This window comes from Achromobacter sp. SLBN-14 (assembly GCF_006715415.1).
Classification (GTDB): Bacteria; Pseudomonadota; Gammaproteobacteria; order Burkholderiales; family Burkholderiaceae_B; genus Achromobacter; species Achromobacter mucicolens.
On sequence record NZ_VFNE01000001.1, the window covers coordinates 5827146 to 5852209 of the forward strand.

The window sequence follows — 25064 nt, forward strand, 5'->3', positions numbered from 1 at the left end:
CGGCACGCCGACGTCCAACCGTCTTGAGGCCTCGCGCCGTGCCCAGACTGCCCGCCGAATGGAGCCTTAGCCTGCCCGCCCTGCCTTCGCTGCGGCTGGGCAGTTGCGATCTGGACGGCAATCCGCATGTCGGCCGCGCCCTGGCCGTTGACGCGCTGCCCGACGGCCGTCTGCTGGTGCTGATTGCCGAATGCGCCGCGCCCCGGGTGGTGGCCGCGGTGCGAGAAACCGCCCAGGTCGCCCTGCTGGCCACCTCTCCGCGCAGCAACCGCACCCTGCACGTCAAAGGGCATGACGCGCGCGTCGCGCCTGCGCAGCGATCCCACGACGCCCTGCTGATGCTGCGGCGCGACACGCTGGCCCGCGAACTGGCCGACGTCGACGGCTTTGCCGGCGCGCCCTTCCTGGACCACTGGTACGGCATTGCGGCACACGCGATGACGGCCATCACCTTCAGCGTGGCGGGTGCGTGGAACCAGACGCCCGGGCCCGACGCCGGCCAGGCCATCGCGCTGGAGCCTGACGCATGAGCGCCCTGACACTGCTTGGGGTGCGCCGCATTCTGGACGGCGGCATTCCGCCCACGCTTTGCAGCGTGTCTGCCGACGGCATTCCCCACGTCAATCTGCTGTCGCACGTCGAGTACGTGGACACGAACCACGTCGCGCTGACGTTCCAGTTTTTCAACCAAAGCCGCAAGAACATTCTTGTCACGCGGCGAGCCAGCCTGATGGTCGAGGATCCCCGCTCCGGCGGCGGCTTGGGCCTGCAATTGCGCTATGTGCGCACCGAAACCGAAGGGCCGGTCTTCGAGCGGTTGCGGGCCAAGCTGGCGGGCATCGCCGCGCATTCGGGCATGGAGGACGTGTTCCGGCTGCGCGGCGCGGATATCTATGCGGTGCTGGACATCGCTCCCCTGCACCCGGGCGCGCCGCTAGCCACGCTGCAGCCGCGCTGCGATCTGGCGGCGGGTGCGCGCGCCGTTTCGGCCCGCCTGGCCGAATGCGGCGAACTTGCCCAACTGCCGCAGGTCGCTTTGGACGGACTGCGCCAGGATCTGGCTGTCCGGCACGCCATCCTGTGGCTGCTGGATGGGGATCGCCAGACGCTGTATGCGCTTGCCAGCATGGGCTACCCGCAGCAGGGAATCGGCGCCGAACTGCCGCTGGCCGAAGCGAGCCTGGTTGGCGTGGCCGTGCGCGAAGGCGTGGCGCTACGGATCGGCCATATGGCGCGCATGTACCGCTATGGCCGCACGCTGCACCAGATCGCCGTGGACAAGCACTGGACGGGCGGCCAGCCGATCGCCCTGCCGGGCCTGGCCACGCCATGCAGCCAGCTGGCCGTTCCGCTGCGTGCGCGCGGGCGGACCGTGGGCGCGCTGCTGGTCGAAAGCGAAAGCGATCAGTTCTTTGGCTACGACGACGAGGACGCGCTGGCGGTGCTGGGCGCGCAGCTTGCGCAGACGCTGGTGGCGTTGCAACGCGCGGAACTGGACGCGGCGCCGCCCATGCCGGCGCAGGACCGCGACGATCCGCCCGGGCACGCATTCGGGAAGGGAGACCTGGGTGCAGGCAGGGATACGGGGCCCGCCCTGCATCTGCGCTATTTTCCCCGCGATGGCACGATCTTCATCGACGACCAATACCTCATCAAGGGCGTGGCAGGCGCCATCCTCTGGAAGATCGCCAACGACGCCCAGCGCACGGGGCGCTGGGCATTTTCGACGCGGCAATTGCGGCTGGCGGGTAGCTCGCTCGGCCTGCCCGACATCCAGGACAACCTGGGCGTGCGCCTGCTGCTGTTGCAACGCCGCCTGGCCGACTGGGGCGGCCCCCTGCAGATCAGCAAGGTGCGGCGCGGCTGCTATACGCTGACGGCGGCACGCGCGCTGCGGCTGGAATCCGCCGACGACGCGGCGGCATGATTCACGGGCAACGGCACCCGCCAGAGGTGTCGTTGCCCGTGCCGCGAAGGCCTTTCGATGGCCTTAGCTGCGCGCCGGCTCCGTGCGCGCGGGATCGGCTTCGGCCTCTTCGCGGGCCTCCAGTTCGTTGCCCAGCACCTCTGCCGAATCGGCGTTGGCCGCTTCCGGCTTCAAGCGGCGGCGCGTATGGCCCGCGGCGCGCGCGTCCCCGCCCTCGTCGGGCCGTTCGGCCTGCAGGTGCACGTTGGCGGGCGGCGCAAAGCCGCGCTTGTCCTGCCCGAAGTACACCACCGTGTGCGGGTACGGCAGCTCGATGCCGGCGGCGTCGAAGTGCTTCTTGAGCAGCCGGTTGTAGCCGCGCTGCACCGCCCACTGCATGCCGGGGGTGGTCTTGATGAGGATGCGGATGGTCACGCCCTTGTCGTTGACCGCCGTGACGCCCGCCACGGTCATTTCTTCCAGGATCTCCGGTCCCAGCACCGAATCCGTCATCAGTTCGGCGAAGGCCGCGCGCAGATGCTCGATCGCGTCATCCACGCTTTCGCGGTGCGCAATGGTGTATTCGCCCAGGTGATACGAGAAGTCACGCATGTGGTTGGCCACCACGTCCACCGACGAGAACGGCACCAGATGGTAGCCGCCGTCCAGCGTGCGGATGCCGACCGAACGGATGGTCATCTTCTCGACCGTGCCGAAAACGCCTGCCACCTGCACCACGTCGTTCTCGTTCATCCCGTTCTCAAGCTGGATGAAGACCCCGGTGATGATGTCCTGCACCAGCTTCTGCGCGCCAAAACCGATGGCCAGGCCCACCACGCCGGCGCCCGCGATCAGCGGACCGACGTCGATGCCGATCTGCGAGAGCAGCACCATCAGCGTCATGGTCACGATGACGATCAGCGCGGCGTTGCGGAACAGCGCCAGCAGCGTGCGCTCGCGCGCGCTCGGCATGCCCCGCTCTTCGCTCTGGCTCAGGCGGTGCTCGATGATGCTGGCGATCACCGTCCACGCCAGCATGGCGATCAGGAGGACGATGACGATGTTCAGCACCACCTTGATCGCGGCGGCGCCGGCGTCCGACGCCAGCCAGCGCGACAGGTCAAAGGCCCGCCACGCGTCCAGGATCAGCAGCACGATGATGATGCGGATGATCCAGCCCACCACCTTCAGCGCGGCCGGCACGTAGGCGTTGACGCGCGCTTCCAGCAGCGGCAGCCGCCGGCGCAGGTCGTCCGACAGGCGGATCGGCTTGGACAGCATGGCATTGAGCAGCAGGATCAGCAGGCTGCCCACGCCGATGACCACCAGCGTCTGCGCCGTGGCGCGGGCCATGAAGGGCAACGCGTCCGTCGGGTCGACCTGGCTGACCACCAGCAGGATGGTGAAGTAGACGATGCCCAGCACGTGCCAGATGCGTGACAGCAGGCGCAGGCGCGATCCCATGAAGGTGGCGGCGCCAGCCGCCCGGCGGTCCAGGCGTTCGCGAACGGCGTGCCGGTTCTGCCAGATGACGCGCACGGCGTAGATGTACACCGCCAGCATGATGAGCATGGTCGTCAGCCGACCCAGCGCGGGCGACAGCGCAGCCGCCATCACGGGGCCGACCACCAGCGTGCCGTAACCGGCCGCCGCCACGATGCGCACGAGCCACGCGTTCCAGTACTTGGCCAGGTCGTCCGACATGGGCAACAGGCGCAGATGCGGATGCCGCACGGCAAACACCGTGCGGATCAGCACCTTGACGATCTCCACCGCCACGAACGCCTGCAGGAACAGCGAGGCCAGCCCGTCCAGCGTGCCGCGCCCCGGCGTGGTCCAAAGCGCCGCCGCGCCGCCCGCCATGGCGGCCAGCAGGACGACGGCCACGTCGATGGCCAGCGCGCCGATGATCGCGCCTGCGCGGCGCGCCAGCACCTTCATGGACGCCGGCTTGCCGCGCGGGGGCGGCGTGCCGGTTTCGCAACCCTGCTCGGCAACCCAATGGTCGATCCGCGTATAGATGCGCATGGCGATCATGCGCAGCAGGATGAAGGCGATGATGGTGGCGATGGCGGCCATCGCCAGCGGCAGCAAGGCGCTACGCGCCTCGCCGCTGTCCATGCGCAGGTTCTGGCCCGACGCCAGCGCGCGCAGGTCGTCGGCACCCTGCCCCATGTCGGCCGCAATGCCGGTCAGGAAACGCTGGACGCCGTCGGCCATGCGCTCTTGCAGGCTGGGTTCGGCCGGCGTGGCGGGAACTGGCTTGGCGGGCGCCGCGCGCGATGGCGCGTTGCCCGCCGGCGCCTGTTTGTCTCCTGCCGCCTGCGACCGAAGCTGGTCGATCAGGGCCTGGCGGGCTTCGGGGTTGTCCAGCAGATCCGCCAACGCGGCGGGGGTCAGGGTCGAAGGCGTGGCTGCCGGCTCCTGCGCCGACGCAGCCGGCAGCAGCGGGAACGCGGCCACCGCCGGGGCCTGCCACAGGAACGACAAGCAACTGAGCATCGCCGCCAGCAGCCAGGCCGCCAGCCATGGCCTTTCCCGTCTGCGCCGCCAGGAGACGGCGGCATGATGGCGGGTCGGAAGGGAGTGCGATGCTGTCGTTGCGGATCGAACCACTAATAAATCTCCTCTGCGATCAGGGCATGGATGCCAGGGCAAAAAAAAGCGCCGGCGACCGGAGTCGCGGCTTGGTCACTGGCACATGATAAAGCCCATGGTCTGTCCCCTTTGGGAGCGGCGTGCCGATCGGGACCGGGACCCGTGCGCCGGGGCCTATCCCGACGGCCGCGCGGGGGCCGGACGGGCGGCCTTATCGCCGCAGGCAATAAACAAGCGGCGATTAATTCGTTGGTGCGGACGCGCCCATTGATTAGAGTCCAACGCCGCCCTACCCGCGCCGCAATCCGGGCGGCGCGCCCAACCACGAGTCCGCTTCATGCCCCCCCGATTCCAAGCTGCACGCCGCAACACCCTGCTCGCCCTTGCCCTGGCCGCCATCGGCATGGCCACCGCGCACGCCGACCAACGCGTCATCCGCATCGTTGTGCCCTACGGCACCGGCGCGGTCCAGGACACCATCGCCCGCGCCATCGGCGATGAACTGGGCAAGGCCCTGGACGCCTCGATCGTGATTGAAAACCGCGCCGGCGCCGGCGGCACCGTGGGCACCGCCCAGGTCGCCCGCGCCAAGCCCGACGGCAACACCCTGGTCCTGGCCGCCGCCAGCCACAACATCGCCGGATATCTGTACAAGAACCTCAGCTACGACCCCGGCAAGGACTTCACGGGCGTCGCCTACATCGGCAACACCGGCTACATCATCCTTGCGTCCGCATCGCTGAACACCAGGAACACGGCCGAATTCATCCAGGCCGTCAAGGCCAAGCCCGGCGCCTACGACTACGCGTCCGCAGGCAACGGCAGCGCCTCGCACCTGGGCATGGCGTCGTTCCTGACGGCCGCCGGCGCGCAGATGCAGCACATCCCCATGAAGTCCACGGGCGACGCCGTGACCGAACTGCTGGCCGGCCGCGTCCAGGCCGTCACCGCCGCAACCATCGGCGTCACCGCCTACCGCAACGACCCGCGCGTCACGTTCCTGGCCTACACCGGCAAAACCCGCTCACGCTTTGCCCCCGACCTGCCCACCGTGGCCGAAAGCGGCCTGCCCGGCTACGCCTTCGACTCCTGGCTCGGCCTGCTGGCCCCGGCGGGCATCTCCGCCGCCGACCGCGACCAGATCAACGCCGCCGTGAACAAGGTGCTGGCTGACCCCAAGGTGCAGGCCCGCCTGGCCTCGCTGGGCGTCGAAGCCGAAGCGAAGTCGGCGGCGCAGTTTCAGGAATTGCTGAAGGCGGATTTTGAAGCGGCCGGGAAGGTGGTGGCGGCGTCGGGGGCTCGGGTGGAGTAAACCCCGCGAGACTCACCTTCTGCGCATCCCGTCCAGCAGCAGATCCGTCATGAACTCGGCCAGCGCTTTCTGCGTGGCGGCGTCGGGGAGCTGGCGGGTGAAGCGTTCGATGATGCCCATGAGGGACTGGCCGAACCACTCGGGCGAGATTTCCGGGCGGAACAGGCCTGCCTGCTGCTCTGAGCGGACGTTGTCGGCGATCAGGGCCACCAGTTCGTCCTTGAGCGCTTCGGCGGCGTCGGCCTGGAAAAAGCCGATTCGCGTGAGGTTGGGGTCTTCCTGCAAGATGGCAAGCAGCGTGCCGATGCCTTGCCGGATGCGCGCAACGAGTGCCGCACCTTGCAGGTCGCCGGGCAAGCGGGCCTGGCTGATGGCCTGGCGGAGCCGTTGGGCAAACAGGCCCACCAGCTCGTCATAGGCGGCCTGCTTGCTGGTGAAGTATTGATAGAACACGGGCTGGGTCACCCCGGCGCGGGCGACGATATCGCTGACGCGGGTGTGCTGGAATCCCCGCTCGGCGAATTCCGCTGCGGCGACGGTCAACAGTTGCCGCCGCGTGCGTTCACCCTTGGTAAGACGCTTGTCCTGCGGTGCCGAATCGGGTATTGCCGTGATCATCGCGGAAAAGTACTACCGATCCCTGCTTTGCGCTACCGAAGGCGACGCAGACTGGCCGCGCGCTGGCCATTTCGGCTTGCAGCCGTGCCGCCGTGAGACGCCTGAAATCACTTGAAATTCCCGTAGCGATTCTGGACATACCGCCGAGGCGCCGGCGCAGTACAGTACGGCTATCGTCCGGCCTGATGGCAATCTGCCCATGCCGGACGGCCTTGGAGCAAGATCATGAAGCGGTTTGTGGGCCGGGCGGTTGTTGTGGGATTGGCGCTGGCGGTTGCCAGCGCCCCAGCAATGGCTGGCGGGCGTGGCGGGAATTGGGGCGGTTATGGTGGTGGCTACGGCGGCGGTCATGGTGGCGGCTACCACCATCACCACGGCGGCGGTGGCAGCAGTTCCAGCGGCTGGTGGATTGGCGGCGCCTTTGCGCTGGCGTCGATCGGGCTGCTGCTGGCAGCCAATTCAGGGCCTTCCTACGTGCAGACCGGGGTTTATTCCTCTGGGGTCGGCTATACGAGCCCGCCGCTGTATGCCGCGCCCGTATATGGGACGACGGTCTATGAAGCCGCGCCGGTCTACACCGCCCCGGTTTACGAAGCACCGCCGGTTGCGTATTCCACGCCGGTCCCGCAGTACGCGCCGGTGCAATACGAGCCCGCGCCCCCGTTCGATGCCGCCCAGGCGAACGCCACCACGGACTGCCAGCGTTGGGCCATGAACCAGAGCGGTTACGATCCCGCCACCATCACCCAATGGACCACCCAGATCATGGTGGACACCTACAACCGCGCGCTGGATTCTTGCATGACTAGCCGCGGATATCGCGCAAACTGACAGGCGCGGTGTCGGGGATACCGGCCGGCGCGCTCGAAGGGCACGCTTCAGCGGCGCCAACCGCGCCAGGCAAATATCAAGCCGACGGCCAAGAGCGCACCCGCCGGCAGCACCCAGACGAACCCCGAGTCCGTGTAGACGACCTGTTCGATCGGATCGTAGTAGCGGCCCAACTCGTTGAACTCCCACCGCAAATACTGCGTGTACCAGGCGTAAAAGAAGACGGCGGACAGGATCAGGCTTGCCATCGCGGCCACGCGGGCGAACGCGACGCCGCGATGGGTGCGAACGATGCCCTTCCAGGCCAGGTAGCCGCATCCGGCTACCCCGGCCAGCACCAGCCAGTCGCCCGCCTCAGCCAGCATCGCTTGCCTCCAGTTCGGCCAGGAACGCCGCCGCTTCAGCCCATTGGTGTTCGCTGAACACGTACAAGCCTGCACCGCGCAGCAATTGCGCCGTGACGCCCACGCCGGGCTGCCGGCGGCCTGCAAAGTGGCCGTCGTAGACGTAGCCGCTTCCACAGGACGGACTGCTCTCTTTCAGCACGGCGATGCGGATGCCGTGGGCCTGCGCGGCTGCCAACGCCTCGCGCGCCCCATGCACGAAAGGCGCCGTCACGTCGTCGCCCGTCACGGCGACAACGCGCGCGTGGCCCGCCAGCACCGAGGCCGCGTCCCGGCCCGGCTCGATTTCCGCCGGGGGCCGGGGGATCGGCATGCCGCCGGCTACTTCGGGACAGACCGCCACGACACGCCCTTCTGCCAGCCAGCGGGTCAGGACCGCCCCGCCTTGCGGCACCCCGCGACCGTCGTAGCGCACGGGGTTTCCCAGAAGGCAGGAGCTGACCAGAACGTGTTGCATTTGGGATAGGAGCCAAACGTGGCGGGCGGCAGTCCGGGATGTCGTTGCGGTCAGGCCGAATCGGCCTTCTTTGCGGCCTTGCGCGGCGCGGTCTTGCGAGCCGTTTTGCGCGCCGGCTTGGCAGGGGCAGCAGTGTCGGCGCCGATGTCGGCGGCAGGCGTCGATGACGGCGCCGGCTGGGCAGACTGCGCCGGGGCCGAGGCGTTCGGGCGCTCGGGCGTTCCCTGCGTCTCGGCCGCCGCCTCCGTCTTGGCCGCCGTCTTGCGGGCGCCCCGGGCGGGCTTGGCAGCGGACTTGGCCGCGGATTTCGTGGCGGGCTTGGCGGGCGCGGCATCCGAAGCGGCATCCGAAGTGGCGTCCGAAGCAGCTTCGGAAGCGGACCCGGCCGTTCCTCGGCGCGCCCCGGCGAAGGGATCCGAGGCCTCGCCCCGGCGTTCGCGTTCCGTTTTGGCGGGCGGCGCAACGAACATCCATTCGGAAACGTTCACGACGGGCGGCGGGCCAGAGACAAGCGCCGATTGCGGCAGCGGGGGCATCGGCCGCATCAAGGGGGGCGCCGTGTCGGCGGCTGGCCTCCCTTTGGGGGCCTGTCCTTCTCCCGCAGCCTGCCCTTCCGGGGCCGCTTGGTTTTCAGGCGCAGCCTGCCCGCCGGACGATTCCGTCACCGCGGATGCCCCACGCGCTTCGGACGAACCCTGCAGCCCCGCGCCCGCTTCGGCGTGCCCGGCCTGAACCGATTGCCGCGCATCGTCGCTGCCTCTTGCGCCGCGCCCCCGGCGGCCCGAACGTCCTTGCCGCGCGTTGTCCTTCTGTCCGGCCGTGCGCGCCCGCGGGGATTCTTCCAGAGGCGCTGCGCCCGCCCCCTGACCCGGCGCCTGCGACACGTCCACCTCCGTGCCGCCTTCGGTCTGCTGTGGCGCGTCGGGCTGCTTCCAGGCATCCGCGCCTTCGGCAAGCGCCTCGGGCGCTGCCCCGGTCTCGTCCCGATCGGCGCCCTCGCCCTGCGAACCCGCCGCGCGCCCGCCCTCGGCCTTGCGGCCACCGCGCGACTTGCGGGCATTGCGTCCGCCCGCGGCCGGCGTTTCCCCGTTATCGGTCACAACGTCGGCCGGCCCGGCGCCGTGCGCCTGACCGCCCCGGATCGTAGGCGCGTCGCCCGTGCTGTCGCGATACACGTACGTGCCGGACTTCTCTTCGCGGCCGACTTCCAGGAAGCCGCGCGACTGCGCTTCTTCCAGCAGGTTGCCGAACGCGCGAAAGCCATAGTAGGACTCGTTGAAATCCGGCTTGCGGCGTTTCAAGGCGTCTTTCAGGGCCGACGCCCAGATCTTGCCGCTGTCGCCGCGTTCGGCCATCAGCGCCTCGAAGGTCTCGACCACCATCTCGACGGCGCGCGTCTTGCGCGCGTCCTGCTCTTCCTTGCGGCGGCGCTCCTCGTCGGGCGAGCGGCGCTGGGCGCTGGCGCCCCGGGTGTCGCGCCGTGCCTCGGCGGTACGCTGGCCTTCACGGGCCAGATCGTCATAGAAGATGAATTCGTCGCAGTTGGCGATGAGCAGGTCCGACGTGGACTGCTTGACGCCCACGCCAATGACCTTCTTGTTGTTCTCGCGCAGCTTGGACACCAGCGGCGAAAAATCGGAGTCGCCGCTGATGATGACGAAGGTGTTGACGTGGGACTTGGTGTAGCAGAAGTCCAGCGCATCCACGACCAGGCGGATGTCGGCCGAATTCTTGCCCGACTGCCGCACGTGCGGGATTTCGATCAGTTCGAAATTGGCCTCGTGCATGGGCGCCTTGAATTCCTTGTAGCGCTCCCAGTCGCAATAGGCCTTCTTGACGACGATGCTGCCCTTGAGCAGCAAGCGCTCGAGCACCGGCCGGATGTCGAACTTCTGGAATTTGGTGTCGCGCACACCCAGCGCCACGTTCTCGAAGTCGCAGAAAAGCGCCATGCTGACGTTTTCGTTGGGGTTGTTCATGTTCTCTCCAATGCCACGGTCGCCAGGGCCAAGCCAGGCCTCGGCGACCGCCAGAATCCGCCCATGATATACATATCCGCTTGATCTTCTCGTCCGCCACCCTCTGCCCGCCATGCCAGACGCCCTGCCGCCCGCCGAACTCCTGACCGACCGCCTGGTGCTGCGTCCCCTGTCCCTGGACGACGCGGACGCCATCCAGCGCACGTTTGCCCAGTGGGAGGTCGTGCGCTTTCTGGCCGACAAGGTGCCCTGGCCTTACCCGGCCGACGGGGCACGCCAGTTTCTGGTGAACGCCGCGCTGCCGGCCATGCGCCGCGGATCGCAGTGGCATTGGTCGATCCGCACGCGTGCCCAGCCGGACGAGCTGATCGGCGTCGTCAGCCTGATGGACGATGACCCTGACAACAACCGCGGCTTCTGGCTGGACCCTGCCCACCAGGGGCGTGGTTACATGACCGAAGCCAGCGCCGCCGTCACCGCCTACTGGTTCGGCGTGCTGGGCAAACCCGTTCTGCGCGCGCCCAAGGCCATCGCCAACACCGCCTCGCGGCGGATCTCGTCGCGCAGCGGCATGCGGCTGGTGGGCACGGAAGAGCGCGGCTTCGTCAGCGGCCGCCATCTGGCCGAGATCTGGGAGATCACCCGCGAGGAATGGCTGGCGCAGCAGGATGCCGTGACCAAGCCGTAGACCGTCCCCGTTTTGAGCCCGGCGGCTGCGTTCGGTTAGTCGGACGGCCGCCAGCCAGCCGCAAGCAAATCGCCCGCCTGACTGGCGGATTAAGCCGGCGCTTACCGCCTATTTCGCCCCGCTTTCCGGCGAATTGATCGGGGCGTTCGCTGGCTAGAATTCCCGACAATCCGGCTTTCCGCGCGTGGAATGCCATGTTCTCGGGCAAGATCCATGAATCCGTCTACCGTCATCGGCGCCGTTGTCGGCCTGCTCACGCTCATCATCGTCGTGGCGCTGTCCGCCAACGACGCCAGCATGTATTTCAACCTGCCCGGCCTGGCGATCGTGCTGGGCGGCACCTGCGCCGCGCTGTTCATCGCCTACCCGCTGCAGGAAGTCGTGCGCGTCTTCAAGCTGGTGCGCACGGTGTTCCGCAACGACCAGCACGACCAGCAGCGCGACATCGAGGAGCTGGTGTCGATGGCGCAGCTCTGGATGAACGCCGACGTGCATAAGGTCGAGCACGAGCTCAAGAAGGTGTCGAACCCCTTCCTGCGCACGGGCGTGCAGCTGATCATCGACAACACGCCCGAAGACCAGATCATCGAACTCCTGAAGTGGCGCGTGGCCCGCCTGCGCGCCCGCGAACAGGCCGAAGCCCAGATGTTCCGTGTGATGGCCACCTTTGCCCCGGCCTTCGGGATGCTGGGCACGCTGGTCGGCCTGATCAACCTGATGGGCGTCCTGGGCGACGGCAGCATGCAGACCATCGGCCAGCAACTGGCCATCGGCCTGATGACCACGTTCTACGGCATCCTTCTGGCCAACCTGGTCTGCAAGCCGATCGCGCTGAAGCTGGAACGCCGCACGGCGCGCCGCGTCGAGTCCATGAACATGGTGCTGCAAGGCATCTCGATGATGTGCGAGAAGCGCGGTCCGGCCATGGTGCGCGAGACCCTGAATTCCTTCGTCATGCACGTCGAAGACGAAATCTATGACGGCGGCGCCGACGCCAAGCCCAAGGCCAAGGCCAAGACCGAAGGCCAGGTCAAGCCGGCTGCAACCGCCCCCGGCGCCACGGCCGCCGCCCCGGTGTCCATCGCCCGTCCCGCTGCCGCGCGTCAATGAGCCTGATTTCCCCTTCCCTTGCGCAGCGGATCGAGCAGGCCCGCCAGGCGCAGCTGCGCGCGCAAAAGGCGGCCGCCGCCAGCGGCTGGCGGCCCAGCGACAGCGATCGCCAGGACCGCTATGCGCGCTGGCACGTCGAGGATGCCGTCGAGCAGGATTCCGAGAACTGGCTGCTGAGCTACCTTGACCTCATCACGCTGCTGCTGGCGATGCTGGTTGTGATGCTGGCGGTTGCACTGAACGGCGGCGGCTACGCCAAGTCCGAAGCGCCCGTGGAGCTGGTGGGCACGCTGGCCGCAAGCGGCTTGCCCAAGTACGACGGCGAGTATGCCGAGTTCGAGACCGTGCAGATCCCGGCCAGCTGGACCGAAGCACCCGCAGCCGCCACGGCCACCGCGGCAGCCGCGCCCGCCCCGGCCGATGACGAGGTCGTGGTGGCCGAGGCCGCCAAGCCGCTGACCGCCCCGTCCAAGGAATCGCTGGGCCTGGCGGATCTGGGCAATTCGGTGGATGTGATCGTCAATGAACAGTCGGTCAGCTTTCGCATCAGCAACGAGCTGCTGTTCGCCTCGGGCCAGGCCACCCTCAGCAACGAGGGCCTGAACGTGATCAAGCGCCTGGCCGGCATCCTCAACAAGAACGACTACCAGGTGTCGGTCGAAGGCCACAGCGACCCGGTGCCCATCCTGACCAAGCAGTTCGCCTCGAACTGGGAGCTGTCCAGCAGCCGCGCGACCAGCGTGTTGCGCGAACTGGTGCGCGACGGCGTGGCGCCGCAACGGCTGCGCGCGGTGGGCTACGCAGAGACGCGCCCGATCGAGTCCAACGACACGGCCGCCGGCCGCGCCGCGAACCGCCGCGTCGAGCTGATCATGGACATCGCGCCGCCGCAGGCCAAGACCGCCACCGCCCCTCAGGCGCCCGCCGCGGGCAAGGCGGCCGAAACGTCCCAGGCCGCCGCGCCTGCGGTTAACGCGGCATCGCCGGTCGCCAAGACGGCGGGCGGCAAGACGTCGGCCACGAACGCAAAGCCCGCCGGGAATGCCGCGAAGGCCCCGGCGTCCGCCGCGCCGGCCCAGTCTTGATCGCGTCTGCGATCCCTTTTCAGAAACCGGCGCAAGCCGGTTTTTTATTGGCCCGCCGCCGTTCGCGAACGAGGTGAAGGACGAGCGATGTAAAGGACACTTGATGTAAAGGACGCTTGACACACCACCCGCGCCCCGCCAGAATGTCAAGCACGCTTTACATCAACAAGGGCTTTTCATGAATCAACACCAGGCAAAGCGCCGCTATTTCAAGGAACTGGGCATCGCGCTGGCGCTGTACGTCTTGCTGCTGGCGGGCGCACTGCGGCTCAGTCTGGACATGCCGTCCGGCATGCTGCGCACCGTCGTGCTGCTGACCCCCATGCTGGCGTTCCTGCTGGCGCTGCGCGCCGTGGTGCGCGCCGTTCGCCGGTCCGACGAATTCATCCGCAAGACCACGCTGGAACACCTGGCAATCGCCGCTGCCGTCACGGCGGGGGTCACGTTCACGTATGGCTTTCTGGAGATCGCGGGCTTTCCCAAACTGAGCATGTTTGTGGTCTGGCCGCTGATGGGCGGGGTCTGGGCATTCACGACCATCGTCGACACGCTGCGCCATCGATGAAAAACCGCATCCGCGAATTGCGCGCCGAACGCGGCTGGAGCCAGGCGGCGCTGGCCGAACGCCTGGACGTGTCGCGCCAGACCGTGAACGCCATCGAGACGGGGCGATACGATCCGAGCCTGCCGCTCGCCTTCGCCATTGCCCGGGTTTTTCAGGCCTCGATCGAATCGATCTTCCAGGAAGACTGAGCCCCGCCGCCATGGCGCGCGCGCGGGGTCGGCGGTAACCTAGCAGGCCCGCCGTTCGCGGCGTCTGCAGTTTGCTCCGGGAGTCCCCATGTCTTTCCTGCTGCTGATCGTAGAACCGGTGGGCCAACGCGCCCAGCGCACGCCCGACGAAGGCCGCGAGGCCTACGCGCAAATGGTGCGATACGCCGAATCGCTGCAGTCGCGCGGCCTGCTGACACGCGCCGAATCCCTGAAGTCAGATGCCGAAGGGGTGCGACTGAGCATCCGCGACGGCGAACGCCAGTTGATGGACGGTCCCTACGCCGAAGCCAAGGAAATGATCGGCGGATTTTTCCTGCTGACCTGCGAGACCCGCGAAGAAGCGCTGGCGCTGGCGGCCGAGTGTCCGGCCGCCCAGTGGGCCACGGTCGAGGTCAGGGAACTGGGGCCCTGCTTCATGTGACGCAGCACCGGCCCGGCAGTCTGGCGCGGGCCGGCATCGGCATCAGCAATTGCCCTTCTTGGCCTGTCCGGGCGGACAGAAGCCGCCCCGGCCGCCGCCATCGTGCGGATCGACGACCACGGAACCTTGCGGCGTGTACACGGCACAGCCGGTCAGCAGGGTGGCGACAAGGGCAAGACTGAACAGGACTTTCATCGTTGTGCTTCAAAGGGTTGGGGACGGAAGCGAGTGTATGAGAGGCGCGTGCAACAAGGGCTGGACCTTCGTAACGAGGTGCTAGGACGGCAGCGACGACCCATCGGCTAGGGGTTATCCCTGAATTTGCAAGGTTGATGTCGATCCGGGGCATTCGCGTTCGTCGTACCTGTACAAGCGCCCCTCCGGCCCTTGCCTACCCAGGAGATTCAGATGCGATTCATGATCATCGTCCGGGCCACGCCCGATAGCGAAGCCGGCATGATGCCGGACGACAGCCTGCTCGCCTCGATGGCGACCTATCACGAAGCCTTGGTCAAGGCGGGCGTGTTGCTGGATGCCAACGGATTGCAGCCAACCTCCAAGGGCTGGCGCGTGCGCTATGACGGCAGCGGCGAACGCAAGCTGATCGACGGGCCGTTCGCCGAAACCAAGGAATTGATCGCCGGCTACACGATGATCCAGGTGCGCTCGCGCGAAGAGGCGATGCAGTGGGCGATGCGCTTTCCGTCGCCCTTCCCCGGCCAGCCCTGCGAGATCGAGGTGCGCCAGGTGTTCGAACTGGATGACTTCGAACCCAGCCAGGAAGTCGAGCGCTTCCGCCAGATGCCTGCTCCCAGCCTCTGAGCCCCCAAACCCACCCCGACCTTGCAACGAGACACGCCATGCACAAGCAGATCTTCGTCAACCTTCCCATCAACGACATGCAGAAGTCCCAGGCATTCTTCAAGAAACTGGGCTACAGCTTCAATCCCGATTTCACCAACGACCAGGGCGCCTGCATGGTCGCGGGCGACAACCTGTACGTCATGCTGCTGGTGAAGGACTTCTTCAAGGGCTTTACCGGCAAACCGGTGGCCGATGCCACCCAGACGACGGAAGTGCTGGTCTGCCTGTCGTGCGAGAGCCGGGCCGAGGTCGACGACCTGGTGGCGCGCGCCGTGGCAGCGGGAGGCTCGGCGCCGCGGGCGCCGCAGGATCACGGCTTCATGTACGCGCACGGGTACGAGGACCTGGACGGGCATATCTGGGAACTCGTTTACATGGTTCCCGGCGACGCGGCCGGCGCATGACGATCGCGGCCACGCATCGCGCCATCGAAGCGGTCTGGCGGATCGAATCCGCCAGCGTCATCGCGGGCGTGGCGCGCCTGGTGCGCGACGTGGGACTGGCCGAAGAACTGGCGCAGGATGCGCTGGTCGCCGCGCTGGAACGCTGGCCCCAGACTGGCGTGCCGGACAATCCCGGAGCATGGCTGATGACCACTGCGAAGAACCGTGCGCGCGACCGGCTGCGGCTCGATGCGCTGCATACCCGCAAGCACGAGCAGATCGGCCATGAACTCGAGGCGTTGCAGGCCGACGTGGAGCCCGACTTCGTCGACGCGCTGGACGCGGCGCGCCAGGACGACATCGGCGACGACCTGCTGCGCCTGGTCTTCACGGCCTGCCATCCGCTCTTGTCCACCGAGGCGCGCGTGGCGCTGACGCTGCGCCTGCTGGGCGGACTAACTACGGCGGAAATTGCGCGAGCCTTCCTGGCATCGGAATCGGCGATTGCGCAGCGCATCGTGCGCGCCAAACGCACCCTGTCCGCGGCCAACGTGCCGTTCGAGGTGCCGTCGGCGGCAGACCGGGCGCCGCGTTTGGCGTCCGTGCTGGAGGTCATCTACCTGATCTTCAACGAGGGGTACTCCGCAACCTCGGGCGACGACTGGATGCGGCCGGGCCTGTGCGACGAAGCGCTGCGCCTGGCGCGTATCCTGGCCGAACTGACGCCGGCCGAAGGCGAAGTGCACGGCCTGGCCGCGCTGATGGAATTGCAGGCATCTCGCCTACACGCGCGCACCGATGGCCAGGGCCGGCCCGTGCTGTTGATGGACCAGGACCGGCGGCGCTGGGATCCGCTGCTGATCCGCCGCGGACTGGCGGCGCTGGCGCGCGCCGATGCGCTGGGCGGCGCGCGCGGTCCCTATGCGCTGCAGGCCGCGCTGGCCGCCTGCCACGCCCAGGCCCGCACGCCCGCGGAAACCGACTGGCCGCGCATCGTGGCCTTGTACGACGCGCTCGCCCAGGCTGCGCCGTCGCCGGTGGTGGAACTGAACCGCGCGGTCGCCATCGGCATGGCGTTCGGCCCGCAGGCCGCGCTGGACCTCGTCGACCAGCTGGCCTCGGACCCGTCGCTGGCGAACTACCACTGGCTGCCCAGCGTGCGCGCCGACCTGCTGGCCAAACTGGGCCGAGGCGCCGAAGCCCGGGCCGAATTCGAACGCGCGGCGGCGATGACGCGCAACGCCCGCGAACGCGCGTTGCTGCTGGCGCGCGCGCAGGAGATGCCGCAGGAGTCGGACGGCGGCCCTGCGAATTGAGGTGCGGAATCCGAGGGGCGGGGTCTGAGGCACGGGGTCTGCGGCGCGGGGTCTGCGGCGCGGGGTGGAAGACCGCCGTGACGGCGTGCTTAAATCCCAGGCATGCAACCCCTCGACGCCGCCCCACCCGATATGGCCGCGCCCCCGATCATGGGCGTGCCGGCGGCGTTCGACCATCCCAATGACCGCGCGCAGTTCCGCCGGCCGGCCCACCAGCCCGGCGTCGAGCTCTACCGCGCGCACATCGTCCGTCACGCGTTCGAACCGCATACGCACGAGGCCTTCGGACTGGGCGCCATCGAATCCGGCGTCGAACGATTCCGTTATCGCGGCGCCGACCATCTGGCGCCGTCCGGCTCGCTGGTGCTGATGAACCCGGACGAGCTGCACACCGGGCGCGCCGAAACCGAAGGCGGCTGGCGCTACCGCATGGTCTACGTCGACCCGGACGTTGCCGCGCGGGTCACGGGGGAATCGGGCTGGTGGTTCGGCGCGGCGGTCGGACACGATGCCCCGGCAGCGCAACGCGTGACGGCTTTGCTGGATACGCTGTGGCACGCGTCCGAACCGCTGGCGTTCGACAGCGCGCTGCACGCGCTGCTGGTCCAGTTCCGGCCGCATGCCCGCGTGCCGCGCCCGGCCGCCGCCCAGGGCGCGCCGCGATTCGCCCACGTCATCGAGTACCTGCGCGCGAACCTGTCGCGGCGTCTGACGCTGGAAGAACTGGCGGCGCAAGCCGGATTGAGCCCCTTCCATTTCCTGCGCAGCTTCCAGGCGCACCATCACGCCACCCCGCAGCAGATGCTGATGGCGCTGCGGCTGTACGAAGCCAAGCGCCTGCTGGCTGCGGGCATGCCGCCGGCCCAGGTCGCCCTTGCGGCCGGCCTGACCGACCAGGCCCATCTGACCCGCGCGTTCTCGCGCCGCTACGGCGTCACCCCCGCGCGCTATCAAAGGCAGGGGCACGCCTAGTGACGCACGGTTAGTGGCGCACGGCGAGTGACGCACGGCGAGTGGCCCCACACCGCAATCTCGTACAAGATCTGCCCCGCGCCGCTGGCTAGACTGCCCGCATTCACGACCTGGAGCAACGTATGTGGGCTGGAACCCTTTACGCCCTGGCCGCGGGCCTGATGTGGGGGCTGGTCTTCATCGGGCCGCTGCTGCTGCCGGAATACCCCGCCGCCCTGCAATCCGTGGCCCGCTATCTTGCCTTCGGCCTGATCGCCCTTCCGCTCGCCTGGCTGGACCGGCGCAACCTGCGCCGCCTGACCCGCAGTGACTGGATCGAGGCGGTCAAGCTCGCCGCCATCGGCAACCTGCTGTACTACCTGTGCCTGGCCAGCGCCATCCAGCGCGCCGGCGGCCCGGTCCCGACCATGATCATCGGCACGCTGCCCGTGGTCATCGCCATCAGCGCCAACCTGCGCAATGCCCGGCGCGACGGCCGGCTGCCGTGGAAGCGGCTGGCGCCGTCGCTGGCCCTGATCGCAATCGGCATCGGCTGCGTCAATCAGGTGGAGCTGCAGGCGCTGCGCCAGGCGCCGGACGCCGACCTGTCGCGCTACGCGATCGGCGCCGTGCTGGCGCTGGGCGCGGTCGTCTGCTGGACTTGGTATCCGCTGCGCAACGCCGACTGGCTGCGCGACCATCCCGGCCGAAGTCCTCGCACGTGGGCCACCGCGCAGGGCGTGGCCACGCTGCCGCTGGCGCTGGCGGGCTACGCGCTACTGTGGATCGGCATGTCGGCCGCCGGCAGCCGTTTCGACATGCCGCTGGGTCCGCGGCCCGACGTGTTTCTGGGGCTCATGATCGCCATCGGGCTGTTCGCGTCCTGGCTTGGCACGCTGTGCTGGAACGAAGCGAGCCAACGCCTGCCCACGGCGCTGGCCGGTCAGCTCATCGTGTTTGAAACACTGGCCGCGCTGGCGTACGCCTTTATCCTGCGCGGCGCCATGCCGGCGCCATTGACGCTTGTCGGCATCGGCTGCCTGATGGTCGGCATTCTGCGGGCGGTACGCGTGAAACCCGAGCCCGCCGCGGCGGAGGCCTGACGCCTCTTGCCGACCGCCAGCACAAATAATTAGACGTCGTATAATTTTCAACGTCGTCTAATTATTGAATCCGCCATGCCCTTCTCTTCTTTTCTTTCGCCCGCCGCCGACGCTGCCGACGCCGGCCGCCGCGAACGCAAGCGCCAGCAGACGCTGGACCATCTGACGCAGACCGCATGGCGGCTCTTCGAGGCCCTGGGGTACGACGCGATCACGATGGAGCAGATCGCCGCGCAGGCGGACGTGTCCAAAGGCACGCTCTACAACCACTTTCCCGTCAAGGAAGCGCTGCTGGCGCACCGCTTTCACGCCGAGTTGGCGGCGTCCCTGGCCGAATTGTGGCCGGCGCTGAAGGCGCTGCCCACGCTTGCCGCGCGGCTGACGCGCCTGCTGCATGCCTCGGCACACTGGTCCGAATCGCACCGCGCCTATCTTGGCCCTTACCTGCGCTACCGCTTCGCCAGCATGCAGACCACCGGACGCGACGACGAACGCCATCCGCGCAGCGGCCTGCAGCGTGTGTTCGCGACGTTGATCCAGGACGCGCAAGCGGCAAACCAGGCCCGGTCAGACCTGGACGCGGACCTCTTGGCGCACCACCTTCAGTTTCTTTACCTGGGCGCGTTGCTGCGCTGGCTGGACCAGCCAGGCGCATCGCTCAAGCAGGAATTTGACGCCGCCATCACCCTTTTCGTGGACGGCGTCGGCGGTAGCGCGGCATGAGCGCCCTGGTGCTGGACTGGGCGGCGGCGGCCGAATCCGGACCGCAAGCCGCGGGCGGCAAGGGTTGGCAACTGGGCCGCCTGGCGCAGTTCGGCGTGCCGGTGCCGGACGGCTTCGTGCTGGCCGCGCAGGCCAGCCACGCCCATCAGCCGGGCCGGGACGTGCCCGACGCCGTGTTGAACACGCTGCATGAGGCCTTGTGCGAACGCGGCTGGCTTGATCGTCCTCTGGCGCTGCGCTCGTCCGCGCCGCAGGAGGACTCCGCGCGCGCCTCGTTTGCCGGCATCCACTTGTCCTGCCTGAACGTGCGGGGGCCCGAGGCGGTTCGCCAGGCGCTGCGGCGCATCTGGGATTCGCTATTTACGCCCCAGGCTAAGGCTTACCGTCAGCGTCTTGACCTGCCGGCGGACGGCGCGGGCGGCATGGCAGTGGTGGTGATGCCGATGATCGACGCGGTGGCCTCGGGCATCGCCTTCACCATCGATCCCGCGACGGGCCGCCACGACGAGATGGTCATCCATGCGAACTGGGGCTTGGGAGAGTCGCTGGTGAACGGCGAGGCGGACGGCGACGCCTACCACCTGCGCGAGGATTACCTGCGCCAGGCATGGCCCGTCGCGCGGCGGCGCATCGGCGCCAAGCGCCTCGCCACGACGCCGGCCGCGAACGGAGGAACGCGGCTCAGCGACACGTCCGCCGCGCGCGCCGCGCAGGCCGTGCTGACGGATGCCCAGGCCGAAACGCTGGGCGACATGGCTCGCGACGCCGCCCGCGCGCTGGACTACAGCGGCGCCGGCTACGACATCGAGTGGGCGTGGGACGGCGAGAGATTCTGGATCGTGCAGGCCCGGCCCGTCACCGCGTCCGCGCGCCACACCTATCCCGCATTGCAAGGCCAGCCCGACTATTGGTCGCGCGGCAACACGCGCGAAGTGTTGCCGCAGGTGATGTCGGCAATGGAATGGGATGCGGGGCGCGTCATGGCCCAGCGCATGCTGACCTGCGGATTCGAACTGAGCGGCTACGAAACCCTGCCCGGCGTGCGGCTGGCCGCGTTGCTGCATGGCCGTGCCTATCTCAATGCCTCGGTCATCCAGTGGGTCGGCTACGACGCGCTGGGGGTCAAGCCCCGCGACATGAACGCGCTGCTGGGCGGCGCACAGCCCGAGATCCACGTGAAGCCGCTGTCCCTGGGCCAGCGCGTGCGGCACGGCCTGCGCATCGTGCGCTATCTGCGGCGCGCCGCGCCCCTGCGCCGTCACGCCGCCGACAACCTGCCCCGTCTGCTGGCCCGCGCGCAGCAATGGCTCAGGGCGCCCTTGCCGGCGTCCAACCCCGCGCTGGGCGCCAGCTTGCGCCAACAGTTCGAAACCGTGCTGGCCGCGGATGAACTGTTCTTTTTGCAGGGCTCGGGGGGCGGCGCGCTTTCCAAGCTGCTGGAACTGGTCGAGAAAGCGGTGCCCGGCGAAGGCCATGCGCTGACCGCCGCCCTGATGGCAGGCGGCGACCCCAGCGTCACCGCGCAGCAGGGCTACGCCCTGATGACGCTGGCCCAGCTGGCGGCCGAGGACGCGCAGGCGCTTGCCTGGCTTCGCGCGCCGGACCGCGACGACGCCGCGTGGGCTGAGGCGTTGCCAGGCGTCAGCCCCTTCAAGACGGTCTTTGCCGAATTCCTGGACCGCTACGGCCATCGCGCCGTGTACGAAACCTACCTGCGCAACCCGCGTTGGCGCGAGGCGCCGGGCTATTTGCTGAATAGTGTGCTGAACCTGATCGGCGCCGATCCGGCCGCCCTGCGCGCGCGGCAACGCGAGGCCGCGCAAGAGGCATGGCGCCGCGTGCGCCGTGCCTTGCCCTTCTGGCAGCGGCCGCTGGCGGCCAAGCTGCTGGCCGCCTCCCGCCTGGAAGGCAACCAGCGCGAGGCGGCGCGCAGCGTGCTCGTGGCTTACCTGGCCGCGGCCCGCCGAAGCGCGCTGGAACTGGGTCGCCGCACCGCCGGTCCGCACGGGCTGGCCGCGCCCGACGACGTCTTCCACCTGAATGCGGCCGAGATCTTCGCGCTGGCGGACGGCCGGATCGGCGCGGCGGCGCTGGGCCGGCGCGCCACGGCCCGGCGGGCGCAATTGCAGGCCTGGTCGGCCCTGCCCGATCTGGATGTCATCACCGATCACGCCGGCGCCACCCCGCAAGCCCGCGAACAGGAAGCGCGCGCGCCTGCGGCCGGCGCAATGAACGCCTGGCGCGGCACGCCGGTGGCCGGGGGCCGCGCGCGTGGGCGCGCGTTCGTGGCGCGCACGCCCGACGAGGGCCTGGCGATGCCGGCCGGCGGCATCCTGGTCGCGGCGTCTTCCGACCCGGCGTGGACGCCCCTCTTTTTGCGCGCGGGCGCGGTGGTGATGGAAGTCGGCGGTTATCTGTCGCACGCCGCCATCGTGGCGCGCGAATTTGGCATCCCCGCCGTGGTCAGCGTCCACGGCATCCTGCAAGACGTCGCCACCGGCGATGTGCTGGAGGTGGACGCGGTGCGCGGCATCATCCACCGCGTGACGGGCGAAGCGCCCGGCTGATATGTCGTTCAGGCGGGCGTTGCCGCCGCCAATTCGAACTGAAACACCGCCCCGCCTTCGGCGTCGTCGACCAGCCGGATCTCGCTCTGGTGCAGTTGCAGGATGCGTTGCACGATGACCAGCCCCAACCCGCCGCCCTCGCTAGGCCCCCGGTTCAACGCCGAAGCGCGCGTGAACAGCCCGGCGCGCAGTTCATCCGGGATGCCCGCGCCGGAATCGCTGACCTGCACGCGCACGCGGTTGCGCGCCAGACCCAGCTGCAGCTCGATCCGGCCGCCCGGCGGACTATGGCGGATCGCGTTGTCCAACAGGTTCGTCAGTACGCGCTCGATCAGGCCCAGGTCCGCACGCACGGGCGGCAGCGCCTGCGCAATATCCGTGGATAGCCGCTGCTGGCGCGCCTCGGCGGCCAGTTCAAATTTCTGCATCACGTCCTGCACCAGTTCAAGCAGCGAAAACGTCTCGGGCTCCAGCCGCACCAATCCGGATTCCAGCCGCGCCAGTTCAAACAGTTCCTGCGCCAGCCGTCCCACCTTGCGGCTTTGCGCCAGCGCGATGTCCAGATAGCGGCGGCGCTCGGCCGGCGCTAGCGTCTCGTCCTTGAATCGCAGCGTTTCCAGATACCCGTGCAGCGATGTCAGCGGCGTGCGCAGATCGTGCGAAATATTGGCGACCAGATCCCGGCGCTGCTGGTCCTGGCGCGTCAGTTCCCGCCACTGTTCCGAGATGCGCCGCCCCATCTGCGCAAACGTGCGCCGCAGCACCGCGATCTCGTCGCCATTGCGGGCGGACGCGTCGCCCGGCTGCTCCAGCGCGGCCAGCGCCTGGCCGTCGTCGCCCTCGAACGCGCGCACCGCGCGTGTCAGCCCCCGCAGCGGCCGCGTGATGAGCGCAAACGCGGCCAGCCCCGCCACCAATCCCAGCAAGGCCACCAGCGCGATCGACCAGAGCGTGGTGCGCAGCACCGAACTGCGCGACACATCCATCGCCAGCGCATCATGCGCCTGCCCCTGCAGCACCACGTACACATAGCCCTGTTCGCGCCCATCCACGCGCACGGGCGCGGCGCTGAACACCTTTTGCGCATCGGCGCTGCGCGGATCGTCGCCCGTGATGGGCAGCATCCCCCCGGCCAGCAGACGCTTGACCGGACCGAGGTCCACGCGTTCGCGCTTGATCTGCCCGGGCGGCGCGGCATCGCCCACGATGCGGCCATCGCTCGACAGCAGGTAGACCTCAACCGCCGGATTCACGGTCATCAGCATGTCGAACATCGACCGGACCGCGCCCGGCTTCCAGCCGCTGGCGTCCATCAGTTCGGTGGAACCGGCGATATGTTGCGCCAGTCCGCTGGACAGCCGCTGCACGACCTCCTGTTCATAGCGCGAGTTGGCCGCGATCTGCAGCCAGGCGGACGCGCCGCAGCAGGCAAGCAAGAGCAGAGCAAACACGCCCGACAGGCGCTGGGTCAGGGTGAAGCGTTTCATGGCTGTCCCCCCGGCGCGGCCGCGAACTTGTAGCCCCGGCCCCAGACCGTCAGGATGCGCTGCGGGTCGGACGGGTCGGCCTCGATCTTGGTGCGCAGCCGGTTGATGTGGGTGTTGACCGTGTGCTCGTATCCTTCGTGCTGGTAGCCCCACACCTGGTTCAGCAGGTCCATGCGCGAGAACACCTTGTCCGGATGCCGCGCAAAAAAGTGCAGCAGGTCGAACTCGCGGGGCGTGAGGTCCAGGCGGCGCGCATCCACGTCCACCGTCCTGGCGATGGGGTCGATCGACACGCCATGGACGGACAGGCTGCCGGCCTCCTGGCGCGCGTTGCGTTCGATGGCATCGCTGCGGCGCAGCAGCGCACGCACGCGCGCCACCAGTTCCAGCATCGAGAACGGCTTGGCCAGGTAGTCGTCCGCGCCCAGTTCCAGCCCCAGGATGCGGTGCACCTCGCTGGACCGTGCGCTGGTGATGATGATGGGGGTGTAGCGCGCCATCGCGCGTGCCCTCTTGCAGATTTCCAGGCCGTCGATGCCCGGCAGCATCAGATCCAGCACCAGCGCATCCCAGCCGCCTTCTTCAAGCAGGCGCATGCCCTCGTTGCCGTCGGCCGCATGCTCGACCGCGTAGCCCTCGTCGCGCAGGTGCAGGCGCAGCAGTTCGGCAATGTGGGCGTCGTCTTCAACTATCAGTACGCGGCGGGGCGTATCCATTGGGCAACCTGGGGCGTGAGCGATGCGCCTATTGTCGCCAATCGGCGGGGGCCAAAGTTCACATTTAATTTAACTTTGCGTGAGGACTTCGGTATTGGCGCCGGGGAAGAATGCGTCCAACGACATTCACCGGAGACCGCCATGATGGCTCCACCCGCGTTAGATCAGGGGCCGGCCGCACCTCAGCCGGCCATACACCCCCGCTGGTTGCGGGTGACGCATTGGCTGAACGCCCTTGCCGTGGTCATCATGGCCATGAGCGGCTGGCGCATCTACAACGCCGCGCCCTTCTTTGATTTCACCTTTCCCAACGGCATCACGTTGGGCGGCTGGCTGGGCGGGGCCTTGCAGTGGCACTTTGCCGGCATGTGGCTGCTGGTTGCCAATGGCCTCATCTATCTGGCGTTGAACGCCGCCAGCGGCCGTCTGTGGCGCAAATTCCTGCCCGTCAGCCCGGGCGGCGTCGTGCGCGACCTGCTGGCCGCGCTGCGGGGCCGGCTGTCGCACGCCGACCCGCGCCGCTACAACCAGGTGCAGCGTCTGGCGTACCTCTTTGTGATGGTGGACATCGCCGTGCTGGTGTTGTCCGGCCTGGTGCTGTGGAAGTCCGTGCAGTTCGGCCTGTTGCGCGACCTGATGGGCGGCTACGAGGCCGCGCGGCGCGTGCACTTTTTTGCAATGGCGCTTTTGGCGGGGTTTGTCGCCGTGCACCTGGCAATGGTGGCGCTGGTGCCCCGCAGCCTGCTCACCATGATCCGCGGCAAATAGGGA

The 25064-nt window shown here is 68.4% G+C and carries 26 protein-coding genes; 18 read left to right on the forward strand and 8 right to left on the reverse strand.

Annotated features, from left to right (window positions below):
• The first annotated feature begins 38 nt into the window (after positions 1–38).
• Complete coding sequence (locus FBY20_RS26730; RefSeq protein ID WP_142055560.1) at positions 39–530, forward strand: hypothetical protein; 492 nt, start codon at positions 39–41, stop codon at positions 528–530.
• Positions 527–1927: a GAF domain-containing protein gene (locus FBY20_RS26735; protein WP_142055562.1), complete on the forward strand. Its 1401-nt coding sequence runs from the start codon at positions 527–529 to the stop codon at positions 1925–1927. The genes FBY20_RS26730 and FBY20_RS26735 overlap by 4 nt, the downstream gene beginning before the upstream one ends.
• Positions 1928–1990: 63 nt before the next feature.
• Here the strand turns inward: FBY20_RS26735 and FBY20_RS26740 are convergent, their stop codons facing one another.
• A complete protein-coding gene (locus FBY20_RS26740; RefSeq protein ID WP_142055564.1) occupies positions 1991–4408 on the reverse strand; it encodes a mechanosensitive ion channel domain-containing protein in 2418 nt (805 codons plus the stop codon).
• Positions 4409–4841: 433 nt separating this feature from the next.
• On the opposite strand from FBY20_RS26740, the gene FBY20_RS26745 reads away from it, so the two are divergent.
• Entirely contained in the window at positions 4842–5816 is a 975-nt protein-coding gene (locus tag FBY20_RS26745) for a tripartite tricarboxylate transporter substrate-binding protein (RefSeq protein WP_142055566.1), read from the forward strand.
• Between the two features lie 12 nt (positions 5817–5828).
• On the opposite strand, the gene FBY20_RS26750 is transcribed toward FBY20_RS26745, so the two are convergent.
• The gene (locus FBY20_RS26750) at positions 5829–6434 is read right to left on the reverse strand and encodes a TetR/AcrR family transcriptional regulator (protein ID WP_142055568.1); all 606 of its coding nucleotides are present in this window, start codon (positions 6432–6434) and stop codon (positions 5829–5831) included.
• 225 nt (positions 6435–6659) lie between these two features.
• Between FBY20_RS26750 and FBY20_RS26755 the strand changes: the two genes are divergently transcribed.
• Positions 6660–7265 carry a hypothetical protein gene (locus tag FBY20_RS26755; protein WP_142055570.1) on the forward strand — a complete coding sequence of 202 codons (606 nt, stop codon included), beginning with the start codon at positions 6660–6662 and terminating at the stop codon, positions 7263–7265.
• 47 nt (positions 7266–7312) lie between these two features.
• Here the strand turns inward: FBY20_RS26755 and FBY20_RS26760 are convergent, their stop codons facing one another.
• From FBY20_RS26760 to FBY20_RS26770, 3 genes are read right to left on the reverse strand one after another with little or no spacing between them, the layout of a single operon-like run.
• Positions 7313–7630: a hypothetical protein gene (locus FBY20_RS26760; protein WP_142055571.1), complete on the reverse strand. Its 318-nt coding sequence runs from the start codon at positions 7628–7630 to the stop codon at positions 7313–7315.
• A complete protein-coding gene (locus FBY20_RS26765) occupies positions 7620–8126 on the reverse strand; it encodes a DUF523 domain-containing protein (protein WP_142055573.1) in 507 nt (168 codons plus the stop codon). The genes FBY20_RS26760 and FBY20_RS26765 overlap by 11 nt, the downstream gene beginning before the upstream one ends.
• A 50-nt stretch (positions 8127–8176) precedes the next feature.
• Positions 8177–10105, reverse strand: coding sequence for an NYN domain-containing protein (locus FBY20_RS26770; protein WP_142055575.1), 1929 nt, complete (start codon positions 10103–10105; stop codon positions 8177–8179).
• A gap of 112 nt (positions 10106–10217) precedes the next feature.
• On the opposite strand from FBY20_RS26770, the gene FBY20_RS26775 reads away from it, so the two are divergent.
• The 6 genes from FBY20_RS26775 (at position 10218) to FBY20_RS26800 (ending at position 14183) form a co-directional block, all read left to right on the forward strand.
• Positions 10218–10793, forward strand: coding sequence for a GNAT family N-acetyltransferase (locus FBY20_RS26775; protein WP_142055577.1), 576 nt, complete (start codon positions 10218–10220; stop codon positions 10791–10793).
• 213 nt (positions 10794–11006) lie between these two features.
• Positions 11007–11903, forward strand: coding sequence for a motility protein A (locus FBY20_RS26780; RefSeq protein WP_063953424.1), 897 nt, complete (start codon positions 11007–11009; stop codon positions 11901–11903).
• Positions 11900–12988 (forward strand): OmpA family protein, encoded by a 1089-nt coding sequence (locus FBY20_RS26785; RefSeq protein WP_142055579.1) that lies wholly within the window; start codon positions 11900–11902, stop codon positions 12986–12988. The genes FBY20_RS26780 and FBY20_RS26785 overlap by 4 nt, the downstream gene beginning before the upstream one ends.
• A gap of 178 nt (positions 12989–13166) precedes the next feature.
• Positions 13167–13553 carry a hypothetical protein gene (locus tag FBY20_RS26790; protein WP_142055581.1) on the forward strand — a complete coding sequence of 129 codons (387 nt, stop codon included), beginning with the start codon at positions 13167–13169 and terminating at the stop codon, positions 13551–13553.
• A complete protein-coding gene (locus FBY20_RS26795; RefSeq protein WP_056317041.1) occupies positions 13550–13741 on the forward strand; it encodes a helix-turn-helix transcriptional regulator in 192 nt (63 codons plus the stop codon). The genes FBY20_RS26790 and FBY20_RS26795 overlap by 4 nt, the downstream gene beginning before the upstream one ends.
• 88 nt (positions 13742–13829) lie before the next feature.
• Complete coding sequence (locus FBY20_RS26800) at positions 13830–14183, forward strand: YciI family protein (protein WP_056317040.1); 354 nt, start codon at positions 13830–13832, stop codon at positions 14181–14183.
• Positions 14184–14225: 42 nt separating this feature from the next.
• Here FBY20_RS26800 and FBY20_RS27830 read toward each other — a convergent pair whose 3' ends face one another.
• Complete coding sequence (locus FBY20_RS27830) at positions 14226–14378, reverse strand: hypothetical protein (RefSeq protein WP_172802141.1); 153 nt, start codon at positions 14376–14378, stop codon at positions 14226–14228.
• Between the two features lie 213 nt (positions 14379–14591).
• Here FBY20_RS27830 and FBY20_RS26805 point away from each other — a divergent pair, with 213 nt between their 5' ends.
• The 7 genes from FBY20_RS26805 (at position 14592) to FBY20_RS26835 (ending at position 22090) form a co-directional block, all read left to right on the forward strand.
• Positions 14592–15005, forward strand: a complete 414-nt coding sequence (locus FBY20_RS26805; protein WP_056317037.1) for a YciI family protein — start codon at positions 14592–14594, stop codon at positions 15003–15005.
• Positions 15006–15043: 38 nt separating this feature from the next.
• The gene (locus FBY20_RS26810; RefSeq protein WP_142055583.1) at positions 15044–15451 is read left to right on the forward strand and encodes a VOC family protein; all 408 of its coding nucleotides are present in this window, start codon (positions 15044–15046) and stop codon (positions 15449–15451) included.
• The gene (locus FBY20_RS26815; RefSeq protein ID WP_142055585.1) at positions 15448–16746 is read left to right on the forward strand and encodes an RNA polymerase sigma factor; all 1299 of its coding nucleotides are present in this window, start codon (positions 15448–15450) and stop codon (positions 16744–16746) included. Before FBY20_RS26810 ends, FBY20_RS26815 begins: the two co-directional genes overlap by 4 nt.
• Positions 16747–16848: 102 nt before the next feature.
• On the forward strand, positions 16849–17718 hold the full coding sequence (locus FBY20_RS26820) for an AraC family transcriptional regulator (protein WP_255452513.1): 870 nt from the start codon (positions 16849–16851) through the stop codon (positions 17716–17718).
• 122 nt (positions 17719–17840) lie between these two features.
• A complete protein-coding gene (locus FBY20_RS26825) occupies positions 17841–18800 on the forward strand; it encodes a DMT family transporter (protein WP_056317030.1) in 960 nt (319 codons plus the stop codon).
• A gap of 75 nt (positions 18801–18875) precedes the next feature.
• The gene (locus tag FBY20_RS26830) at positions 18876–19523 is read left to right on the forward strand and encodes a TetR/AcrR family transcriptional regulator (RefSeq protein ID WP_056317026.1); all 648 of its coding nucleotides are present in this window, start codon (positions 18876–18878) and stop codon (positions 19521–19523) included.
• Positions 19520–22090, forward strand: coding sequence for a PEP/pyruvate-binding domain-containing protein (locus FBY20_RS26835; protein ID WP_142055587.1), 2571 nt, complete (start codon positions 19520–19522; stop codon positions 22088–22090). The genes FBY20_RS26830 and FBY20_RS26835 overlap by 4 nt, the downstream gene beginning before the upstream one ends.
• An 8-nt stretch (positions 22091–22098) precedes the next feature.
• Here the strand turns inward: FBY20_RS26835 and FBY20_RS26840 are convergent, their stop codons facing one another.
• Both FBY20_RS26840 and FBY20_RS26845 read right to left on the reverse strand, forming a co-directional pair.
• Complete coding sequence (locus FBY20_RS26840; RefSeq protein ID WP_142055589.1) at positions 22099–23577, reverse strand: HAMP domain-containing sensor histidine kinase; 1479 nt, start codon at positions 23575–23577, stop codon at positions 22099–22101.
• A complete protein-coding gene (locus FBY20_RS26845; RefSeq protein WP_062841313.1) occupies positions 23574–24293 on the reverse strand; it encodes a response regulator transcription factor in 720 nt (239 codons plus the stop codon). Before FBY20_RS26845 ends, FBY20_RS26840 begins: the two co-directional genes overlap by 4 nt.
• 141 nt (positions 24294–24434) lie before the next feature.
• On the opposite strand from FBY20_RS26845, the gene FBY20_RS26850 reads away from it, so the two are divergent.
• The gene (locus FBY20_RS26850) at positions 24435–25061 is read left to right on the forward strand and encodes a cytochrome b/b6 domain-containing protein (RefSeq protein WP_142055591.1); all 627 of its coding nucleotides are present in this window, start codon (positions 24435–24437) and stop codon (positions 25059–25061) included.
• Positions 25062–25064: the final 3 nt, after the last annotated feature.

Coding starts and splice junctions, on each gene's coding strand:
- FBY20_RS26800 (WP_056317040.1), top strand. CDS start 13,830: ATGTCTTTCCTGCTGCTGATCGTAGAACCGGTGGGCCAACGCGCCCAG.
- FBY20_RS26775 (WP_142055577.1), top strand. CDS start 10,218: ATGCCAGACGCCCTGCCGCCCGCCGAACTCCTGACCGACCGCCTGGTG.
- FBY20_RS26760 (WP_142055571.1), bottom strand. CDS start 7,630: ATGCTGGCTGAGGCGGGCGACTGGCTGGTGCTGGCCGGGGTAGCCGGA.
- FBY20_RS26790 (WP_142055581.1), top strand. CDS start 13,167: ATGAATCAACACCAGGCAAAGCGCCGCTATTTCAAGGAACTGGGCATC.
- FBY20_RS26815 (WP_142055585.1), top strand. CDS start 15,448: ATGACGATCGCGGCCACGCATCGCGCCATCGAAGCGGTCTGGCGGATC.
- FBY20_RS26770 (WP_142055575.1), bottom strand. CDS start 10,105: ATGAACAACCCCAACGAAAACGTCAGCATGGCGCTTTTCTGCGACTTC.
- FBY20_RS26740 (WP_142055564.1), bottom strand. CDS start 4,408: ATGCTCAGTTGCTTGTCGTTCCTGTGGCAGGCCCCGGCGGTGGCCGCG.
- FBY20_RS26810 (WP_142055583.1), top strand. CDS start 15,044: ATGCACAAGCAGATCTTCGTCAACCTTCCCATCAACGACATGCAGAAG.
- FBY20_RS26805 (WP_056317037.1), top strand. CDS start 14,592: ATGCGATTCATGATCATCGTCCGGGCCACGCCCGATAGCGAAGCCGGC.
- FBY20_RS26755 (WP_142055570.1), top strand. CDS start 6,660: ATGAAGCGGTTTGTGGGCCGGGCGGTTGTTGTGGGATTGGCGCTGGCG.
- FBY20_RS26785 (WP_142055579.1), top strand. CDS start 11,900: ATGAGCCTGATTTCCCCTTCCCTTGCGCAGCGGATCGAGCAGGCCCGC.
- FBY20_RS26830 (WP_056317026.1), top strand. CDS start 18,876: ATGCCCTTCTCTTCTTTTCTTTCGCCCGCCGCCGACGCTGCCGACGCC.
- FBY20_RS27830 (WP_172802141.1), bottom strand. CDS start 14,378: ATGAAAGTCCTGTTCAGTCTTGCCCTTGTCGCCACCCTGCTGACCGGC.
- FBY20_RS26840 (WP_142055589.1), bottom strand. CDS start 23,577: ATGAAACGCTTCACCCTGACCCAGCGCCTGTCGGGCGTGTTTGCTCTG.
- FBY20_RS26845 (WP_062841313.1), bottom strand. CDS start 24,293: ATGGATACGCCCCGCCGCGTACTGATAGTTGAAGACGACGCCCACATT.
- FBY20_RS26735 (WP_142055562.1), top strand. CDS start 527: ATGAGCGCCCTGACACTGCTTGGGGTGCGCCGCATTCTGGACGGCGGC.
- FBY20_RS26835 (WP_142055587.1), top strand. CDS start 19,520: ATGAGCGCCCTGGTGCTGGACTGGGCGGCGGCGGCCGAATCCGGACCG.
- FBY20_RS26850 (WP_142055591.1), top strand. CDS start 24,435: ATGATGGCTCCACCCGCGTTAGATCAGGGGCCGGCCGCACCTCAGCCG.
- FBY20_RS26765 (WP_142055573.1), bottom strand. CDS start 8,126: ATGCAACACGTTCTGGTCAGCTCCTGCCTTCTGGGAAACCCCGTGCGC.
- FBY20_RS26745 (WP_142055566.1), top strand. CDS start 4,842: ATGCCCCCCCGATTCCAAGCTGCACGCCGCAACACCCTGCTCGCCCTT.
- FBY20_RS26820 (WP_255452513.1), top strand. CDS start 16,849: ATGCAACCCCTCGACGCCGCCCCACCCGATATGGCCGCGCCCCCGATC.
- FBY20_RS26795 (WP_056317041.1), top strand. CDS start 13,550: ATGAAAAACCGCATCCGCGAATTGCGCGCCGAACGCGGCTGGAGCCAG.
- FBY20_RS26780 (WP_063953424.1), top strand. CDS start 11,007: ATGAATCCGTCTACCGTCATCGGCGCCGTTGTCGGCCTGCTCACGCTC.
- FBY20_RS26750 (WP_142055568.1), bottom strand. CDS start 6,434: ATGATCACGGCAATACCCGATTCGGCACCGCAGGACAAGCGTCTTACC.
- FBY20_RS26825 (WP_056317030.1), top strand. CDS start 17,841: ATGTGGGCTGGAACCCTTTACGCCCTGGCCGCGGGCCTGATGTGGGGG.